The 18918-nt window shown below is 70.6% G+C and carries 17 protein-coding genes; 3 read left to right on the top strand and 14 right to left on the bottom strand.

What is annotated here, in order from left to right:
- Window positions 1–65 precede the first annotated feature (65 nt).
- Window positions 66–776 carry a 2-phosphosulfolactate phosphatase gene (locus NNW99_RS29710; protein ID WP_215122242.1) on the bottom strand — a complete coding sequence of 237 codons (711 nt, stop codon included), beginning with the start codon at window positions 774–776 and terminating at the stop codon, window positions 66–68.
- A 120-nt stretch (window positions 777–896) separates the two neighbouring features.
- Here NNW99_RS29710 and NNW99_RS29705 point away from each other — a divergent pair, with 120 nt between their 5' ends.
- Both NNW99_RS29705 and NNW99_RS29700 read left to right on the top strand, forming a co-directional pair.
- On the top strand, window positions 897–1118 hold the full coding sequence (locus NNW99_RS29705) for a hypothetical protein (RefSeq protein ID WP_215122241.1): 222 nt from the start codon (window positions 897–899) through the stop codon (window positions 1116–1118).
- A 64-nt stretch (window positions 1119–1182) separates the two neighbouring features.
- Window positions 1183–2418: a TerD family protein gene (locus NNW99_RS29700; RefSeq protein ID WP_215124507.1), complete on the top strand. Its 1236-nt coding sequence runs from the start codon at window positions 1183–1185 to the stop codon at window positions 2416–2418.
- Window positions 2419–2513: 95 nt separating this feature from the next.
- On the opposite strand, the gene NNW99_RS29695 is transcribed toward NNW99_RS29700, so the two are convergent.
- From NNW99_RS29695 to NNW99_RS29640, 12 genes are all read right to left on the bottom strand, one after another.
- On the bottom strand, window positions 2514–3101 hold the full coding sequence (locus NNW99_RS29695) for a TetR/AcrR family transcriptional regulator (protein ID WP_215122240.1): 588 nt from the start codon (window positions 3099–3101) through the stop codon (window positions 2514–2516).
- A 74-nt stretch (window positions 3102–3175) separates the two neighbouring features.
- Entirely contained in the window at window positions 3176–3808 is a 633-nt protein-coding gene (locus NNW99_RS29690; protein ID WP_215122239.1) for a DUF6461 domain-containing protein, read from the bottom strand.
- Window positions 3809–3846: 38 nt separating this feature from the next.
- Window positions 3847–4719 (bottom strand): carbohydrate ABC transporter permease, encoded by an 873-nt coding sequence (locus NNW99_RS29685; protein ID WP_215122238.1) that lies wholly within the window; start codon window positions 4717–4719, stop codon window positions 3847–3849.
- Window positions 4709–5728, bottom strand: coding sequence for a carbohydrate ABC transporter permease (locus NNW99_RS29680; RefSeq protein WP_215122237.1), 1020 nt, complete (start codon window positions 5726–5728; stop codon window positions 4709–4711). The genes NNW99_RS29685 and NNW99_RS29680 overlap by 11 nt, the downstream gene beginning before the upstream one ends.
- Before the next feature lies 1 nt (window position 5729).
- The gene (locus NNW99_RS29675) at window positions 5730–7022 is read right to left on the bottom strand and encodes an ABC transporter substrate-binding protein (RefSeq protein ID WP_215122236.1); all 1293 of its coding nucleotides are present in this window, start codon (window positions 7020–7022) and stop codon (window positions 5730–5732) included.
- 316 nt (window positions 7023–7338) lie between these two features.
- Window positions 7339–8376 (bottom strand): LacI family DNA-binding transcriptional regulator, encoded by a 1038-nt coding sequence (locus NNW99_RS29670; RefSeq protein ID WP_215122235.1) that lies wholly within the window; start codon window positions 8374–8376, stop codon window positions 7339–7341.
- 56 nt (window positions 8377–8432) lie between these two features.
- The gene (locus tag NNW99_RS29665) at window positions 8433–8837 is read right to left on the bottom strand and encodes a VOC family protein (RefSeq protein WP_215122234.1); all 405 of its coding nucleotides are present in this window, start codon (window positions 8835–8837) and stop codon (window positions 8433–8435) included.
- Between the two features lie 69 nt (window positions 8838–8906).
- Window positions 8907–9923 (bottom strand): 1-aminocyclopropane-1-carboxylate deaminase, encoded by a 1017-nt coding sequence (locus NNW99_RS29660; protein ID WP_215122233.1) that lies wholly within the window; start codon window positions 9921–9923, stop codon window positions 8907–8909.
- A gap of 25 nt (window positions 9924–9948) precedes the next feature.
- Window positions 9949–10590 (bottom strand): GntR family transcriptional regulator, encoded by a 642-nt coding sequence (locus NNW99_RS29655; RefSeq protein WP_215122232.1) that lies wholly within the window; start codon window positions 10588–10590, stop codon window positions 9949–9951.
- Between the two features lie 83 nt (window positions 10591–10673).
- Window positions 10674–12257, bottom strand: a complete 1584-nt coding sequence (locus tag NNW99_RS29650; protein WP_215122231.1) for a TROVE domain-containing protein — start codon at window positions 12255–12257, stop codon at window positions 10674–10676.
- Window positions 12258–12611: 354 nt separating this feature from the next.
- Window positions 12612–14045, bottom strand: a complete 1434-nt coding sequence (locus NNW99_RS29645; RefSeq protein ID WP_215122230.1) for an alkaline phosphatase PhoX — start codon at window positions 14043–14045, stop codon at window positions 12612–12614.
- 155 nt (window positions 14046–14200) lie between these two features.
- On the bottom strand, window positions 14201–15628 hold the full coding sequence (locus NNW99_RS29640) for a hypothetical protein (protein ID WP_215122229.1): 1428 nt from the start codon (window positions 15626–15628) through the stop codon (window positions 14201–14203).
- 310 nt (window positions 15629–15938) lie between these two features.
- On the opposite strand from NNW99_RS29640, the gene NNW99_RS29635 reads away from it, so the two are divergent.
- Window positions 15939–17768: an endonuclease/exonuclease/phosphatase family protein gene (locus NNW99_RS29635; RefSeq protein WP_215122228.1), complete on the top strand. Its 1830-nt coding sequence runs from the start codon at window positions 15939–15941 to the stop codon at window positions 17766–17768.
- A 55-nt stretch (window positions 17769–17823) separates the two neighbouring features.
- Here NNW99_RS29635 and NNW99_RS29630 read toward each other — a convergent pair whose 3' ends face one another.
- Entirely contained in the window at window positions 17824–18510 is a 687-nt protein-coding gene (locus NNW99_RS29630; RefSeq protein ID WP_215122227.1) for an antibiotic biosynthesis monooxygenase, read from the bottom strand.
- Window positions 18511–18918: the final 408 nt, after the last annotated feature.

The raw sequence follows: 18918 nt of genomic DNA, 5'->3' as shown, positions 1-18918 counted from the left end.
GCCGGACCCCCGAGGGGAACATCCGCCCGATTCCGATCTCCGACGGATTGATAGCTGTACGGCTGTCAATGGCGCCCGGTGCCGTCGCCGGACGGGACCTCGGGCACCGCGACGGGACGGAGCACCGTCGATGAGTCCTCCTGGCGAGCCACCATCGCGAAGGGGAACCTGTCGATCTCCAGGCAGAGATCGACATCGTCGGGGTGGTAGCCGCTCCGCAGCCCCCCGGCGAGGTCCGCCGCGGCACGAGACGTCCGCGCGCGGTGCAGATACGGGGCCGCCTCCACATCGCGTCCGGTCATCCGCCGACCGATGTATTCAGCGCAGGCCAGGTCCTCGTCGGCCTGGCCTCCCTCGCCGGTGACGACGAAGGTCACGGGACCGGGATCCGCGGCCCGCAGGAACCGCGCGGTCGGGCCGGCCACCACGAAGCTCGCGCACAGGACCAGCGGCGCGTCCGCGACGGCCAGGGCGCCCACGGTTCCCGCCGTCGTCTTCTGCACGAGTGTGCGCCCGGTGAAGTCGCGGGATCTGAGCAGGCCGGGTGAGTTCACCGCGTCGAAGCCCTCCGCCAGGGCCCCGTCCTTCAGAGCCAGCCAGCCCGGGCGGCTCTCCTTCAGGGCGAGTGCCTCGCTCTCCGTCGAGGCCAGGACTATTTTCTCGACTCCACGCGAGAAGGCCCAGGCGGCCACGGTGAAGGCACGCATGACATCGATGACGACGGCGACACGGGGAACTCCGGTCAACTCCGGGATCCCGACGACGTGATGCTCCATCGCCCCATTCTCCGCGGTTCGGCCTCGCAGCCCAGGTGATCTCCGCCTCGCCGACCGGGGCGAAGGCCGCCGACGCGAAAACCGCTGGGGCACCGGTCCCCCGCCCCGTACCCTCACGGCATGCCACGACCTCACGGATTCAGCTACGAGGAACACACCGGCGGAACCGTCCGCATCACCCACCACGGCCGCCCCGCCACCACCCTGAACGGCCCCCGCGCCGCCCAGTTCCTCACCGAGGTCGAGAGCCCCGACCCCCAGCTCGTCATGGCCCGCTGGACCGGCAACTACAAGCGGGGCAACGAACGCACCGCCCGCGATCACCCCCGCAATCGCCGCTGACCCGATTGGCCCCAAGGTAAGGGAACGGCAAAACCGCCTCGCTCGTTCACCCGGCATGACAGCTATGACCCCCGGCTCGAACATCCCCCTGTCCGCCGCCCGCGTGACGGTGGACGTCGCCGCTCCCGTGCGGCTCGACGTATCGGGCCTGCTGCTCACCGCCGACGGCAAGGTGCGCTCCGACGACGACTTCATCTTCTACAACCAGCCGTCGGGCCCGGGCGTGACGTACCGCTCCGGCGGCGGCACCGCGCCCGACGCGATCACGGTCGACACGGCGGCCGTGCCCCCCGGCATCGAGAAGATCATCGTCACCGCCAGCCCGGATGCCGCGGGCCAGACCTTCCAGGGCGTGGAGCCGACCGCCACGATCCGCAACGCGGACGACAGCTCCGTCCTGGCCTCCTTCACCCCGCCGCAGCTCGGCAGCGAGACGGCCCTGGTGATCGTGGAGATCTATCTGCGAGGCGGCCAGTGGAAGGCCCGCGCGGTCGGCCAGGGCTACGCCAACGGCCTCGCGGGCATCGCCACGGACTTCGGTGTGACGGTGGAGGAACCGGCCGCCCCGGCCCAGCCCGTGACCCCCGCCCAGCCGGTGACCCCGCCGCCGGCCCCGATGCAGCCGCCGGTGGCCCCGCCGGCCCCGCCGGCCCCGCCGGTCTCCACGCCCGCTGCGCCCCCGGCCCCGGCCACCCCTCCCCCGCCGCCCGCGCCCGGCGCCGGGAAGATCAACCTCGACAAGGGCCGCGTCAGCCTCCAGAAGAACCAGACCGTCTCCCTCGTCAAGGGCGGCCGCCCCCTGCTCTCCTCGGTCAAGATGGGCCTCGGCTGGGAGCCGGCGTACCGCGGCAAGGACATCGACCTCGACGCCTCGGTCATCGCCTACGGGCCGCAGCGCAACCACATCGACAGCTGCTACTTCGGCAAGCTCCAGATCGTGGGCGGCGCGATCAAGCACTCCGGCGACAACCTCACGGGCGAGGGCGGCGGGGACGACGAGGTGATCGTGGTCGACCTCGGCCGGCTGCCCCAGGAGGTCACCGGCCTGGTCTTCACGGTCAACTCCTTCTCCGGCCAGAAGTTCACCGAGGTCGCCAAGGCCTACTGCCGCCTCCTGGACGGCACGACGGGCGAGGAACTGGTCCGCTTCGACCTCACCAGCGCCGAACCCCAGACCGGCGTGATGATGGCCAAGCTGATCCGCCAGTTCTCCGGCGAGTGGGACATGACGGCGATGGGCGACTTCGTGAAGTCCCGCACGGTCAGGGGCATGGTCAAGCCGGCAGCCCAGGCCCTGTAAGAGAACGGCCTAGACTCCCCGCGCCCCTCCAGGGGCGCGGGGAACTGCGCGACAAGCCCCCACCTCCCGCCCCCCCCAAAAAAAACCCCGCACCCCTACGGCGCCCGGGACACACCCCTCGGCCGCAGCCCCTCCACCAACAGCATCAAATACCGCCGCACATACCCACACTCCGCATCGGCCAGCTCCGCCGCCACAGCGACACCATGGACCAGCCGCAGCACATCGACCGGCTCGACGTCCCCCCGCAGCGCACCCACCTCCCGCGCCGCCCGCACCAGCCGCCCCGCCGCGCCCTTCACCGAGTCACCGCAGGCCGTCCCCACCGGGGCGCCCGTGTCCGTGACGGCCGGACCCAGCAGCGCCTTGAGCCCACGCACCTCGATCAGCCCGGCACCGAGCTCGTACAGCCACTCCACCAGCGCCTCACCCGGCGGCAGCCCGGCCGCCAGCTCGTCCGCCCGGGCCGCGATCGCCTCGATGCGGTCGAGATACACGGCCTCCAGCAGCGCCTGCCGGGTCGGAAAGTGCCGGTACAGCGTGCCGGACCCCACCCCGGCCCGCTTCGCGATGTCGTCGAGCGACGCGCTCTCCCCGTGCTCGGCGAAGGCCTCCACGGCCGCCTTCAGCAACCGCTCGTAGTTACGCCGGGCATCCGCCCGCATGGGCCTGACCTGCGCCACGCAGCAACTCCTCACGAACCGGGGACCCCGCTCCGTACCTTAGATCGAAACCCGGGGCCGAGAACGCCGGCAGGTCAGGCCGGTGTCTGCCCCCTGATCAGAGCGGCGGGGACGGCCCGGTGCAGCACCTGGTCGCGAGGGAGAGTCAGGCCGAACACCTGCTCCACCACGGCGAGGGACCTGGCGTGGGCCGAGCCCCTGTCCTCCTCGTCCGGGACGCCCGCCGCCCGGACCGCGTCGCTGAGCAGCTCCGGGTGCGGGCCGGTGATCTCGTGCGACCAGGTGTGCATGTACATCTGGAAGCCGCAGACGTAGCCGCCGTCACGGAAGTAGCTGAACTCCGGCGGCGGCCGCTTCGGATTCTGCGTCTCGTAGTAGAGCTGGAACACATGATCGTCCTGCCCGGACAGGCCGTCGGTGTAGCCGGGCCCCAGGCGTCCGGGCCACTCCCCGTACGCCACGGCGAAGGACAGGTCCGCGCTCGTGCCGTACCGCACCGCGACACCGTCGTCCCGGCCGCGGTCCCGGTCGCGCCGGTCCAGGAAGTCGACCAGTTCCTCCGCTCCCCGGTCGCCGAGCTCCTCGGGGGGCTCGTCACCGCTGAGACGCCGCACCAGTTCCCCGGGCTCCACACCCCGGGCCAGGGTGACGCAGTACCCCAGCCAGGTGAGATCCTCGCGGGCCAGCCACGCTAATCCGTCGCGCATGTCCCCATCCTTCCCCTTGCTCACGTCGCAGTGTCACCTCACATCTTCATGGCCCCCGCCGCCAAGTCCCGCAGGAAGTGCCGCGCACCGATCAGGAAGACCAGGATCAGCGGGATGACGCTCATCAACGCGCCCGCCATCACCAGGGAGTAGTCGGTGTTGTAGAGGACGTTGAGGTTCGCGAGGGCGACCTGGAGGGTGACCCTGTCCGGGTCGATCATGACGACCAGGGGCCAGATGTAGTCGTTCCACAGGCCGATGAAGGTGAAGATGCCGAGGAAGGCGAGGGCCGGGCGGAACAGCGGCACGGCGACCGTCCAGTAGAGGCGGAAGAATCCGGCGCCGTCGATCCGCCCCGCGTCCAGCAGCTCGTCCGGCAGTGAGTTCTGGGCGTACTGGCGCATCCAGAAGATGCCGAACGCGTTCGCCGCGCTGGGGATGATCAGCGCCTTCAGCGAGCCCGCCCAGCCGAACTCGGCCATGGTGACGAACTGCGGCACCAGGGAGAGCTGCGCCGGGATCATGTACGTCACCAGCAGCATGCCGAAGAGGAACTTCTTCGCCGGGAACTCGTACTTGGCGAAGGCGAAAGCGGCCAGCGAGTCGAAGAACAGCACCAGGACGGTCCCGAGCACGGCGACGACGACGGTGTTGAACAGCGAGCCGAAGAAGTCGACGGTGTCGAGCACCCGCCCCATGTTGTCCAGCAGATGCGGCCCGGGCAGCAGCTTGGGCGGGTAGCGGTAGATGTCCTGCGTGGTGCCGGAGGCCAGCACCACCAGCCAGTAGAAGGGGAACAGCGAGACCAGCACACCGAACAGCAGCGTCGCCCGGACGCCGATCCGGCTGAGCCTGCTGCCGGAGCCGATGGCCAAGTGGGCGCTGGAGGTCGTCCTGTCGTCAGCGGCCATCGCGGGCCCCCTTCCGGCGCAGCAGACCGGCGAGGCCGGGACGGCGGTCGTCGTCCGAGCCGGAGACCAGCCGCCAGTTGATGATGGTGAAGATCGCGATGATCGCGAAGAGGACCCAGCCCATCGCGGCGCCGTAGCCGAACTGGTGCTCCTTGAAGGCCTTCTGCCACAGATAGAGCACGATGGTCATCCCTTCCTGGCCCGGACCGCCCGTGGTTCCGGTGTCGGTCGACTGGAAGAGCACCTGGGACTCGGTGAAGATCTGCAGGCCGTTGATGGTGGAGGTGACGGCGGCGAACAGCACCACGGGCCGCAGTTGCGGCAGCACGACCCGGAAGAGGGTCTGCCGGCTGTTCGCGCCGTCGACGCGGGCGGCCTCGAAGTGCTCGGTGGGGATGGCCTGGAGGCCCGCCAGGAAGATCAGCGCGTTGTAGCCGACCCACCGCCAGATGATCATCAGGGAGACGGAGGACTTGATGCCCCACTCCGAGGACAGCCAGCCGATCCCGTCCACGCCGATCGCCCGCAGCACCGCGTTGGCGAGGCCCGCCTGGGCGAAGACCGAGCCGAAGACGACGGTCATGGCGACCATCGAGGTCACGTTGGGGATGAAGTACGCCACCCGGTAGGCGCCCGTGAAGCGGACCTGCGAGTGCAGCAGGAACGCCAGCACCAGGGCCAGGAACAGCATCGGCACCGTCGACAGGAACCAGATCTCGAAGGTGTTGAGCACCGAGTGCCAGAACACCGAGTCCCGCAGCAGCCAGCCGTACTGCTGGAGTCCGACGAAGCGCATGTCCCCGATGCCGTCCCAGTCCTGGAAGGACAGATAGACGGAGAAGACGATCGGGAAGGCGCCGAAGACGGCGAACAGCACGTAGAACGGGGAGATGGCGAGCAGGGGCGGGAGGTGACGCCTGCGTCCGCCCGGGGTGGTGGACTTGGTACGGCGGGCAGGTGGCCGCTCGTCGGCCGCCGGCGCCCCGGCCGGGTCCAGAACCGTGGCCATGTCAGCTCACCCCCACCCGGGACAGCGTGGTCTCGGCCGTGTTCACGGCGTCCCGCCACGCCCGTTCGGGGTTCTTGCCGAGCATCTCCACATTGGTCAGCTCCTGGAAGAACGGGGTGTTGGCGGTCTCCTCGTAGGGGCTGAACCAGACGACCGGGGCCTTCCGGGCGGCCGGGCCGAAGACGTCGATGGGCTGCTGACCGCCGAAGAAGGGGTCGGGCTTGTGCATCGCCGGGTCGGCGTAGGAGGCCGGAGTGGTGGGGAACAGGGCCATCTCCTGGTAGCTCTTGAGCTGGTTCGCGGGGCTGAGCATCCACTTCAGGAAGGCGAAGGCCGCTTCCGGTTCCCGGCAGTAGCGGGTCAGGGTGACGTAGGAGCCGCCGTAGTTGCAGGGGCCGTCGGGCAAGGTGGTCAGCCGCCAGGATCCGGAGGTCTTGGGGGCGGTGTCCTTCAGGCCGTAGATGGCCCACACCGCCGTGGTCATGGTGGCGACCCGGCCGCCGCTCATGGCCGCGTTGAAGTCCGGTGTCCCGTCGGTGATCCCGGCGCTGAGCTGCTGCCGGAGGATCTCCACGGAGAGATCCCAGGCGCGCCGGACGTGCTCCTGATCGCCGATGAAGCGGTTCTCGGCGTCCACGAACTGCTTCGGGCTCTGCAGCAGGACCTGCTGGAAGACGTTGCCGATGTTGCTCAGCAGGCAGGGCTTGCCGGGCCCCTTGGCCCGCAGGGTCCGTCCGGCGGCGATGAACTTCTCCCAGGTGGGGATCTCCTCGGCGACGTCCGCCGGTTCATGGGGCAGTCCGGCGTCCCGGAAGAGGTCCCGGCGGTAGTAGAGCGCGGTGGGACCGGCGTCCAGCGGGAAGCCGATCATCCTGCCCGTCGGGGTGAAGCAGGCCTTCCACTTCCAGTCGAGGTACTGGTCGCGGACGGACTCCGCGCCGAGCGTGCGCAGGTCGAGGAACTCGTTCTCGTCGGGGAAGAACGTGGCGAGGTTGTCGCTGTTGACGACCGTCAGGTCAGGAACGTAGGCGCGGGCGGCGAGACTTGTACGCACCTTGGAGTCGATGTCGCCGTCCGGGATCTGGGAGCCCTTCACCCGCAGCCCCGGCACCCCGGGGACACCGCGCCGGGCGGTGGCGAGCAGCTGGTCGCTGAGCGAGCCCTTCCAGTACCAGAGGCTGAGGTGGTCCGTGCCGGCGGAGGCAGAGCCCGCCTCTCCCCCGCATCCGGTCAGCCCGAGCAGGCCCGCGCCCGCGCCGCCGAGGGAGGCCCCCAGAAAGCGTCTGCGGGACATCGTTCGGTGTTCCATGGGCGCGCACTCGCTTTCCGGGCGTACCGCGGCCGGGGGGAAGGCACTGCCGCGGGCCCGTTCTCACGGGGATGGGGGGACGCTTCGGATGCTTCAGATGCTTCGGGCGCTTCCGGGATGAGGAAGCGAAGACAACGATGTCGGCGGGCGCCTGGTAGTCGGGCCGACGGTCCCGCGATGGGGACTTCTGGGGGTTCGTGAACGTTCACGTGAGCGTTGCCGTTGAGTATCGGGGCGCCCGAAAACCGGTGTCAAGGGAACGGCACAGCCGATCTGGCGACGGGCACGACGGCCCGGGAGGTCAGGCGGACTCGCGCACGACCAGCTCGGGGGTGATCCACGCGTCCGCGCCCCGCAGCGGCTCCTCACCGGCGCACAGCCGGGCCATCTGCTCCACGGCGAGCCGTCCCAGCTGCCGCTTGTCGATGTGCAGCGTGGTCAGGGCGGGGTCCACCAGCTCGCCCAGGGAGAGACCGTCGAAGCCCAGCACGGCCAGATCGTCCGGCACCCTGCGGCCACGGCGCCGGGCGGTGCGCATCGCCCCGACCGCGATCAGGTCGTTGAAGCCGAAGACCGCGGTGATCTCCGGCCGCGCGTCCAGCAGCCGCTCCATGCCGGACTCGCCCCCGGCCACGCTGTGCTCGGGGCACAGCACGATCCAGCTCTCGTCGACGGGCAGACCGTGCCGCCGTACCTGCTCGAGGAAGGCCTTCCTCCGGGCCCCGGGTCCATGCTCGCCGTCCAGCATGCCGATCCGACGGTGCCCGGACTGCACCAGGTGGGCGATGCCCTGCTCGACACCGGCGGAGGCGTCGATGCCGACGGCCGCGAACCGGGTCTGCTGCGGGCCGCGCTCCAGCAGCACCAGCGGCACGCCCCCGAGGTGCCGGGTGAGCACCTCGTCCGAGTCCTTGAAGTAGCCCACGACCGCGTCCGCCTGGTGGGAGAGCACGTCGAGCGCCTGCCGCTCCCTGGCGTCGTCGATACGGGAGTCCCATACGACGACCTGCCAGCCGCGTTGCTCGGCCGCCTCCAGCACACCGGCGGCCACCTCGGGGAAGAAGGGGTTGCGCAGGTCCGGGATGACCAGCCCCGCCGTCACCGCGCCCTTCTGCACGAGTCCGCGCGCGAACCGGCTGGGCCGGTAGTCCAGGAGCCGCGCCGCCTCCAGCACCCGCTCCTTGGTGCCCGGGTCGATCTCGCCCTTGTCGTTGACCGCCCGGGAGACCGTCTGGCGTGACACCCCGGCCAGCCGCGCGACGTCATGGATCGTGGCCCGGCGCCGGGCACCGTCGGGCCGCTCGTCACCCGGCTCCACCCGCTGATTGTCGGTCCACACGCTGAGCACTTTATCCGGCGCCGGACGCGGCCCGGCAGGGCAGCGGGACGGGCCGCTCAGTCGCCGAGCTCGGTGAACAGCGTCAGCTGCAGGGCGCCGGGGGCCTCCAGCCGGGAGTTCAGGGAGTTCCAGGGGGTGCGCGTCGGCTCGGCGACGACCGCAGCCCCGGCGGCGGCGAGCTTCGCCGTGACGGCGACGGAGTCGTCCACCTGGAAGGCGACCCGGACATGACCGGCCACCCGCCGCCCCACCTCCACGTCGTCGATGAACGCCGCGTGGTTCGGATCGGTCAGCTCCAGCGTGGCCCGCCCGGCGTCGAGGATCGTGACCCGCCCGCCTTCCGAGGCGAAGGCGGCCTGCTCGCTCAGGCCGAGCACGTCCCGGTAGAAGTGCAACGCGGCGTCGTAGTCGTCGGCGGTCACGACGAGTCGCAGCTCTCGGACGGCTGATTCCTCGGGCATGGGGATCCTCCGTGATCTCGGGTATCCGCAGACAACCCGGGCCCCGGCGGGTTGATTCCCGAGAAGCCGTCAGAACAGCGCGCTGTAGGCGTTCAGCGCCGGCTGCCCGCCGAGATGGGCGTAGAGGGCCGTGGAGTCGCGGCCGATCTCTCCGTTCGAGACCAGGTCGATCATCCCGGCCATGGACTTCCCCTCATAGACGGGGTCGGTGACCATGCCCTCCGTGCGGGCCGCCAGGCGCATCGCCGCCAGGGTGGTCTCGTCGGGGATGCCGTAGATGCCCGCGTGGTACCGCTCGTCGAGTTCGACGTCGGACTCGGTCAGCTCACGCTTGAGGCCGATGAGCTGCCCGGTCTTGTGAGCGATCCGGGCGATCTGCGTGCGGGTGGCGGCCGGCTTGGCCGAGGCGTCGATGCCGAGCACGCGCCGGGGCCGCCCGCCCGCCTCCTCCAGCGCGGCGAACCCGGCGACCATGCCGGCCTGCGTCGACCCGGTCACCGAGCACACGACGACGGTGTCGAAGAAGACGCCCAGCTCCCGCTCCTGCCGCACCACTTCATGGGCCCAGGCGGCGAAGCCGAGGCCGCCGAGCGGATGGTCGGAGGCACCGGCCGGAATGGCGTACGGCTTCCCGCCGCCCTCCTCGACCTCCCTGAGCGCCTGCTCCCAGCTCTCCTTGAACCCGATGCCGAACCCGGCCTTCACCAGCCGCACATCGGCCCCGGCGAGCCGGCTGATCAGGATGTTGCCGACCTTGTCGTACACGGCGTCGGGCCAGTCCACCCAGCTCTCCTGCACGAGCACGCACTTGAGCCCGGCCCGGGCGGCGACGGCCGCGACCTGGCGGGTGTGGTTGGACTGCACCCCGCCGATCGACACGAGCGTGTCGCAGCCCTGGGCGAGCGCGTCGGCGACCAGGTACTCCAGCTTGCGGGTCTTGTTCCCGCCGTACGCGATGCCGGAGTTGCAGTCCTCGCGCTTGGCCCAGAGGGAGGCGCCGCCGAGATGCTCGGTCAGCCGCTGCAGACGGTGGACGGGCGAGGGCCCGAAGAGCAGCGGGTAACGCTCGTACGAGGAAAGGGGCATGGGTCCTCCCGGGTTCGGGGGTCGGTCAGTCGGCGAGTGCTTCGAGCCCCCGCCAGATCTCCGCCGTGACGCGGACCGCCTCGGCCACGTCACCGGCCGCGCAGGCCTCGATCAGCCGCTCGTGCAGCCCGGTGGAACGGCAGCTGCCGCCCTGCCCGAAGCGTCGTCGCTCCAGGCGGCGGATGAGCGGGGTGTAGCGGGCGGCGGTCGCCGCGGCGGCGCGGTTTCCGCTCACCCGGACGAGGACCTCGTGCAGCGCGTCGTCGGCACGCAGGGCCGCGTCCACGTCTCCGCTGCCGACGGCGGCGGCGAACCGCTCGTTGGCGGCCCGCATCGCCTCGATGTCCGCGGCCTTCAGCCGGGGCACGGCGACCCGCGTCACCAGCTCGTGCATGGCACCGACCACGGCGGCGGCGTCCCGCACCTCGGAGGCCACGAGCGGAGTCACCCGGGTGTAGCTCTGCGGCTTGCTCTCCAGCAGCCCCTCGTCCACCAGCCGGGAGAACGCGTCCCGCACCGGCGCCCGGGACAGCCCGAGCCGCTCCGCGAGCTCGGCGTCCCGCACCACCGCCCCGGGTTCGATCTCCCCGGCCACGATGGCGTCCCGGATCGCCGCGTACGCCCGGTCCCTGAGCAGGGTCCGGGGCACGGGTCGGATGGCCTCCATGGACTGAAATGTTAGATGTCAGCAGTAGCCGCACACAAGAGGACCGTGGCCCGCACTCCCCACGCGGTGCGGGCCACGGTCTCTCAGGCCGCCCAGGGCCAGTCGGCGTCCCGGGAGGCCTCGATCAGCGGAACCATCCGGAAGCCCGCGTCCGACAGGCCGCCGAAGGTGTGCCGGTTCCCCGTGCCCGACAGGCCGTGGCCCGCCCGGTATCCGGCGAGGTTCCAGGTGTAGACCGGCACCTCGGCCGGGACCTGCTCGGTCGGGTCGCCCCGGTGGTGGTGCGTGTACTGCTCGTCGGTGACGATCAGCACCCGGTCGTGCTTCCGGTAGTGCCGGCGCACCGCCTCCGTCGTGTCGGTGCCGCCCAGATCGCCGAAGCGGTCCAGGATCTTCAGCACCGACTCGCCCTCACGGAACCGCACACGGTCGCTCGTCGAGCCGAACTCGACCAGGTCCGCGCGCTCCGCCCGCAGCGCCAGCGCCGTACCGAAGATCGCCGCCGCGTCGGCACGGGTGAGCTCCGAGCGGTCGGACAGCCGGGACCAGAACATCGAGCCCGAGCGGTCCACGAGCACCAGCGTCCGGCCGGGCAGCACCGGCACGTTGGCCAGCGAGTGCCCGAGGGCCCGCTCCAGCGCGTACGACCAGCGCAGCGACGGCGCGTTCCGGTACGCGGCGAGGTACCGGAAGGGGAACTGCCGCGAGCGCGCGACCTCCGCCGGGTCGCTGATCCGCGCGGCGACCCGCTCGGCGACCTCGTCGGACACCCCGGCCTCGTCGAAGTTCCGCAGGTTGCGCACGAGCGCCATGGTCCCCATCGACGAAATCACGGCCTCCCAGGCCGCCTTGTCCATCGGCCCCTGGATCCAGCCCGCCAGCGTCTCCCACGTCATTCCGGCAGCGGCCAGCCGCTCGGCACCGCCCTCGGCGGTCACGACCGCGCGCCGCTCCTCGACCGGCAGCGCCATCAGCTCACGGTGCGCGCGAAGGACTCGGTCGGCCTCGGGCGGTACCGCGGTGTCGGGGTTGTGCCGCCGGTCCAGGGCGTAGCGGAACAGCTCACCCTGCCACGGCTTGTCCGGGCCCGGGGCCGCGTGCACGAGGTTGAGGATGTCGCCGAAGCGGTAGCCCTTGGAGGCGGTGTCGTACTTCAGCAGCGCCTTGCCGTGGTAGAGGCGGCGGACGGCGTCGGCGATACCGCGCTTGACCGGCTTGGGCACGTTCCGCCCGTACCTCGCGGTCCAGTACGCGAGCAGTTCGCCGGGCTCGTCGGGCCGCTGGAGCACGGAGGCGACGACCTGCCGGTTGGACGGGCCGTCGGTCGCGCCAGCCTCCAGACGTGCGCGCACATACTCGGCGGCACCGACGACCGAAGCCGTACGCAGGTTCCCCTCGCCGCGCAGCCAGCCGAGCAGGCCGGCCGTCCAGGCCGGGTCGGTGACGGCGAGTTCGCGCACGAGCTTCACGAAGCGGTCGTCGCGGTCGGCGCCGGTCTCGTAGAAGGTCTGCTGCGACACGAAGTTCGAGACGGCGAGCAGGAAAAGCTCGGAGCGGGCATCGCGCTCCCGGCCGCGGCCGCCCTGGTAGGTGCGCAGCACACGCCCGGTGGACGTGACGCGCGAGACGGGACGCGCACGGGCTGCCTTGGAGTTGAATCGCGCCATGATGAATTCCCCCGAATTCCTTATTGCTTACGTAATCCAGGGGAGACGCTGCATGCGAGAAAGAGAGGTGGGTGCCCGAGGACAGAAGTCGGCGACGGACTATTCAGATGCTCTACCCATTGAGCTACAGCGACCCGAGGTCGCTGACGGGACTCGAACCCGCAACCTTCCGATCCCATGAAGTAACCGTTGCCTGCGCACCGGGCACCCACCACATGCTGCGCCTCCCGAGATCAAGTCGGCGGCGGCATCGGATTCTTTGACAGAGAAGTAGCCGCTGCCATCGCACCGGGAGGTGCGTGACGTTGTGATCTCACTGTAGGAGGCGCAGCGCCGGCACTGCGACCGAATTTCCTACCGCTTCTGCCGCTTCCAAGGCCCGGTGATGGCCAGCATGATGCCCGGGGTCTGAATGTTGGCGTAGAGCGTCCGGCCGTCGGGAGAGAAGGTGACACCGGTGAACTCGCTGTATTCCGGCTCCTCCTCGGTGCCGGTGTTGAGTTCGTTGCGGGCGATCGGGTACGTCCGTCCGCTGTCGGTGGCGCCGAACAGGTGCTGCACGCCTTCCCCGTCCTCGGCGATGACGAGGCCGCCGTACGGGGAGACGGTGATGTTGTCGGGGCCGTCGAGGGCGCCGTCCTTGGAGGGGTCGGGGTTCACACCGAGCAGGACCTTCAGGGTCAGCGTCCGGCGCTTGGGGTCGTAGAACCAGACCTGCCCATCATGCTGAACGGGGCTCTCCTCACGGGCGTACGAGGAGACGATGTAGGCGCCGCCGTCGCCCCACCACATGCCCTCCAGCTTGCGGGCGCGGGTGACCTGGTCGTCCTCGAACTGCTTGCGCACGGGGACGGTACGGGCGTCGCGGTCGGGTACGTCCACCCAGTCGACGCCGTACACGGTGCCGATCTTCGTGGCCCGGGACAGGTCGTCGACGAACTTGCCGCCGGAGTCGAAGCACTTGGGCGCCTGGAGGACACCGGCGTCGTCGGCGAGCTTGCGGAACTTCCCGGGGCCGTACACGAAGCCCTTCGGCGGGGTCCAGCGGAAGAAGAGGCCGTTGGGGTCGGCGGCGTCCTCGGTGAGGTAGGCGTGGCCGCGCCTGGGGTCGATGACGACGGCCTCGTGGTCGTAGCGGCCGAAGAACTTCAGGGGCTTGGGGCTGCGATTGGCGCGCCGGTCGCACGGATCGACCTCGAACACATAGCCGTGGTCCTTGGTCATGCCGTTGACGCCGGCCTTGTCGGAGTTCTCCTCGCAGGTGAGCCAGGTACCCCAGGGGGTGCTGCCACCGGCGCAGTTGGTGGAGGTGCCGGCGATGCCGACCCACTCGGCGACCCGTCCGTCAGGGCGTACCTCGACGACCGTGCAGCCACCGGCGGCGGCCGGGTCGTAGACGAGGCCCTCGGTGAGCGGCACCGGGTGCTCCCAGTTGGCGCGCGGGCCCTTCAGCTCGTGGTTGTTGACGAGCAGGGTGGTGCCGCGGGGACCGTCGAAGGTGGCGGTGCCGTCGTGGTTGGACGGCGTGAACTCGCCGGACTCCAGCTTCGTCCTGCCGCTGTAGGTGAGGATCCGGTACGTGAAGCCGGCGGGCAGGGCGAGGATGCCCTTGGGGTCCGGGACCAGCGGCCCGTAGCCGACCCCGTGCCGGGAGTCCGCGGCCGCGTCGGTGTCGTAGGACGCCAGCGCGTTCGGTGCGGTGGCGAGGGCGCCGACACTGCCCGCCAGCGCGACACCGGCACCGGTGATCGCGGAAGTTCTGGCGAAGTCCCTACGGGTGAGCGACATGGTGTCTCCTGTGACGGTGAGAATGCCGTGGAGGGTGGCGGACCTCGTTTCGGCGACACCGTGCCGGTCATCCATGAACGCCGGTTGAACAACACCCCAGGGGCGCGGGGAACTGCGCGATAAGCCAAGACGGCGCCGCACCCGCAAAAGCAAGGTCAACCACCCTGCTGCGACCGCGCCTTGAACGCAGCCTTCCGGGCCTCCTTCGCCACCTTCTTGTCCGGATGCAACCGCCCCATCGCCTCCAGCACATCAGCCACAGCAGGATGATCCACCCGCCACACCGCCGCGAAGAACCCACTGTGCTGCTGAGCAAGCCCCTGCACCAGCGCCCGCAGCTCCTCGGAGTTCCCCTCCGCGGCAAGCTGCGCGGCAACCGTGTCGATGGTCAGCCAGTACACCATCGCCTCGGACGGCGCCGGCACATCCACCGCCCCGTGCTCGGTCAGCCACACTCGCGCAAGCCCGCCCAGCTCGGCATCGTCGAGCACCTCCCGCAGCGCCGGCTCGGCCGAGGCACCCACCAGGGACAAGGCCTGCTGGCACCGCAGCCGCCGCAGAGGCGCTCCGGCGTCCGCGCCCCGGGCCGCCGCGAGCAGCTCCCGCGCGGAGGCGAGGGAGTCTCGGCGGGCGAGCCACTGCTGCGTCTCGGCCTGCGCCGCGGCCGGGGGGAACGCCGCCGTGCCGTCGAGCAGGGCGTCGGCGCCCTTGTCCGCGAGGTCGCCGACGGCGGGCGCCTCGAACCCGGCCTCCAGCAGCCGGGCGCGCATCCCGTACAGCCCGAGCGGGGTGAGGCGGACCATGCCGTAGCGGGAGACGTCGGTGTCGTCGACGGGCGCCGCGGGCTCCTCGTCGGCGTCGGCCATGAGCGCCTCGTCCACCGGCTGGTACTCCACGAATCCCACCGGCTCCAGCATCCGGAACTGGTCGTCCAGCCGCATCATCGCGTCGGACACCTGCTCCAGGACGTCGTTGGTGGGCTCGCCCATGTCGCTGGGCACGATCACCGACGCGGCCAGCGCGGGCAGCGGCACCGGCGCCTCGTCGGGCGTGTCCTCGCCGGCGGTCAGCAGATAGAGGTTGCCGAGGACCCCGTCGAGGAACTCGGCCTCGGACTCGGGGTCCCAGTCGAGCCCGGAGAGGTCGATCTCGCCGTCCTCGTCGACGAGGTCGGCGAGTCCCTCCAGGTCGGGCACGCTCGCGTCGGCGAGCACCGTCTCCAGGGCGGCGAGCCACAGGGCGAGTACGTCCTGCGGCGAGCCGCCGGTGAGCAGGGCCAGGTCCTCGCCCGCGCGGACGGTGCCCTCCTCCTCGTCGACGACCTCGACGAGCCCGGCGTCCACGGCCACCCGCCACGCCTCACTGGCGTCGGCGGCGGCATCGTCCCCGCTCAGCCCGAGCGTCTGGGCCGCCGCGGGCAGTTGCTCGTCGACGAGCCCTCCCCCGGCGTCGACGCGGGTGTCCGGCCCGGCCCAGCGGGCGAGCCGGGCGGCCCGGGAGAGCAACGGCGTGGACAGTGCGGCACGTGCCAGCTCCGCTTCGGAGTGCAGCCGCACCGGCGGCAGGGGGGAGCTGTCTGACATCGGCTGTTTCTCCTAGGGCGCCTCATACGACTCAGCCGCTCAGCCTAGACGGATTTCCACCCATGCCGCCCGCTTCATCTCCTCGTCGGCCGTTGTACATGGCCGAAACCTTGACAAGTGACATGAACAGGCTGGAGATTGACGCGCGTAGAAGTCGGCGGACAGTTGTTCACCGGGTCGGCCCCACCTCACCCGCCCGTCCACCACCCCCTACACACGTCACACCGCCCCGCCGCCCCACAGGCAGCGGCGGACAGCCCACGCACCACCCTCGTCCCGGCGCTCTGTCACGTCCCCGGAGGGAAACCCCTTGCCGAGCAAGTCGTCCGCGCGTCTCGCCGCGCTCACCGTCGCCGCCGCGTGCTCCGCGGCTTCCACGATCGTCCTCACCACCCCCGCGCACGCGGACTCGGTCCGCGTCCACGACGTCCAGGGCAGCACCCGGACCTCCCCGTACGCCGGGAAGCAGGTCACGGACGTGGCCGGAATCGTCACCGGCATCCGGACGTACGGCTCCTCCCGCGGCTTCTGGATCCAGGACCCGAACCCGGACGCCGACCCGGCGACCAGCGAGGGCGTCTTCGTCTTCACCAGCTCGGCGCCGAAGGGCGTCGCCGTCGGTGACTCCGTCACGGTCAGCGGCACGGTCGCGGAGTACGTCCCCGGCGGCGCCACCTCCGGCAACCAGTCGCTGACGGAGATCACCAAGCCGACGTTCACGGTCCTCTCCAGCGGCAACAAGCTCCCCGCCGCCACCACGATCAGCTCGCGGTCGGTCCCCGCCACCTACGCGCCCACCGGCGACACGACCGCGAACGGCTCGATCAACGCGCTCCCGCTCAAGCCCTCGAAGTACGCCCTGGACCACTACGAGGCGCTGGAGGGCATGACCGTCCGCGTCTCCGACACCCGTGTCGTGGGCGCCACCGACCCGTACACCGAACTCTGGGTGACGGTGAAGCCGCACGAGAACCGCAACCGCCACGGCGGCACGGTCTACGGCGCCTACGACGCCCAGAACACCGGCCGCCTGCAGATCCAGTCCCTCGGGGCGACGGCCGACTTCCCGAAGGCGAACGTGGGCGACACCCTCACCGGCACGACGGCGGGCCCGCTCGACTACAACCAGTTCGGCGGCTACACCCTGGTAGCGAGCGAACTCGGCACGCTGAAGACCGGTGACGCCAAGCGCGAGACCACCCGCAAGCAGAAGAAGGGCGAACTGTCGGTCGCGACGTACAACGTCGAGAACCTCGACCCGTCCGACGGCACCTTCGCCGCGCACGCCTCCGCGATCGTGAACAACCTCAAGTCGCCGGACATCGTGTCCCTGGAGGAGATCCAGGACAACAACGGCGCGACGAACGACGGCACGGTCGCCGCCGACCAGACCCTCACCAAGCTGATCGACGCGATCGTCGCGGCCGGCGGCCCGAAGTACGACTGGCGCTCGATCGACCCGGTCAACGGCACCGACGGCGGCGAGCCGGGCGGCAACATCCGCCAGGCGTTCCTGTTCAACCCGGAGCGGGTCTCCTTCACCGACCGCGCCGGCGGCGACGCCACGACGGCCACCGACGTGACGAAGATCCGCGGCAAGGCCCACCTCACGCTGAGCCCCGGCCGTATCGCCCCCGCCGACGAGGCCTGGAAGAACAGCCGCAAGCCCCTGGCCGGCGAGTTCGCCTTCCGCGGCCGTACGGTCTTCGTGATCGCCAACCACTTCAACTCCAAGGGCGGCGACCAGGGCCTGACCTCCCAGTACCAGCCGCCGTCCCGCAGCTCCGAGACCCAGCGCCACCAGCAGGCCACCCTGGTGAACGCCTTCGTCAAGGACATCCTCGACACCCAGAAGAACGCGGACGTCGTCACGCTGGGCGACATCAACGACTTCGAGTTCTCGACGACCGCGAAGCTCCTGGAGGGCCGCGGCGAACTCTGGTCGGCGATCAAGTCGCTCCCGCGCAACGAGCGTTACTCGTACGTCTACCAGGGCAACAGCCAGGTCCTCGACCAGATCCTGATCAGCCCGTCGATCCGCCGCGACTGCGACTTCGAGTACGACAGCGTGCACATCAACGCGGAGTTCAACGACCAGATCAGCGACCACGACCCCCAGGTCCTGCGCTTCCGCCCGTAACCGGCGAGGGCCGGCTGAACGACTGCTTCAGCCGGCCCACCTCACACCACACCCCTCACCCGGGCACGAGCCCCAGCGCATGCCGATACCGGCTCCCGCTCGACCCCGTCATCCCCGGATAGCCCCGGACTCGCTCCCACGCGTCACTCCCCGGCGCAGCCAAGGCATCGTCATAGGCCTGGTCGCTCTCCCACTCGGCGTAGTTCAGCACATGCCCGCCATCGGTACTCAGATGGAAGTGAGCGGAGATCAGCCCGGCGTGCGTCTCCGGATCGTCCCCGAGAGCCTTCACCACCAGGTCGACCCACTCCTCCCGGCGCGCCCCGGCCCCTTCCTCGAAGTCGATCCGGACGGTGACGATCACCCCGGGCACCCGCACGTCCCCGACGGCCCGCTCCCGGCTGCGATACCGCCGGTACCGCCCGAGCCCCACTCGCTCGATCCCCGGCACCGCGGTGTCGATCTCGTCGACCCGCTCCTGCCGATGGGTCTTCACGAACGCCTCGAAGGCGTGCTCGCCGCTCCACTGCGAGTGGTGCATCAGCGTGGACCCGTCCTGCCCGGCGTACACGTGATACCCCAGCAGCCCGTCCGCGGGCCAGGGCCGCCGCTCCCACGTCCGCCCGATCGCCTCGACAGTCAGCCCCTGCCGCTCGGGCGTCCCCACGCGCCAAGTACTGAAGAGGGGAGCACCGATACGCGGGTCGGTGAGATCAGGTTGCTGCTCGGTCCGACGGCTCATTGAACACTCCAGTCACGGTTCGCCGAATGCGTTGCACCCACCTTTCAATCTCAACCAAGCTTGAGGTCAAGCAATGGTTCTCACGCACCTCGGCGTCGGCGCTGAAGTCGGCTGGGTCCGCAGCCCGGCGTAGCGGGGTGCCGCTGCGCCCACCCGTGCCGCCCCTAGCGGCACGCATGCCCGCAGCGGGGGCGGCAAGGGCGGACCCGCGGCGGCGCCGGCGGCAGCTCAGCCGGGACGCGCCCGCACCCGCGTACGGCGAGCAGGGGACGTGTCGGGGGGTGTCCGCCCGCAGCGGTTGGCGCGTCAACGGACAGCTAGTCGGTACGCAACCCCATCGCGCCGTTCCGAGGACGGACACCCCCCGGCGCGGCCCCGACCCACCACCCACGGCGTAGGCGCTACCCG

This window comes from Streptomyces sp. CRCS-T-1, from assembly GCF_024442335.1.
Classification (GTDB): domain Bacteria; phylum Actinomycetota; class Actinomycetes; order Streptomycetales; family Streptomycetaceae; genus Streptomyces; species Streptomyces koelreuteriae.
This window is presented reverse-complemented; position numbering and strand designations above follow the sequence as displayed.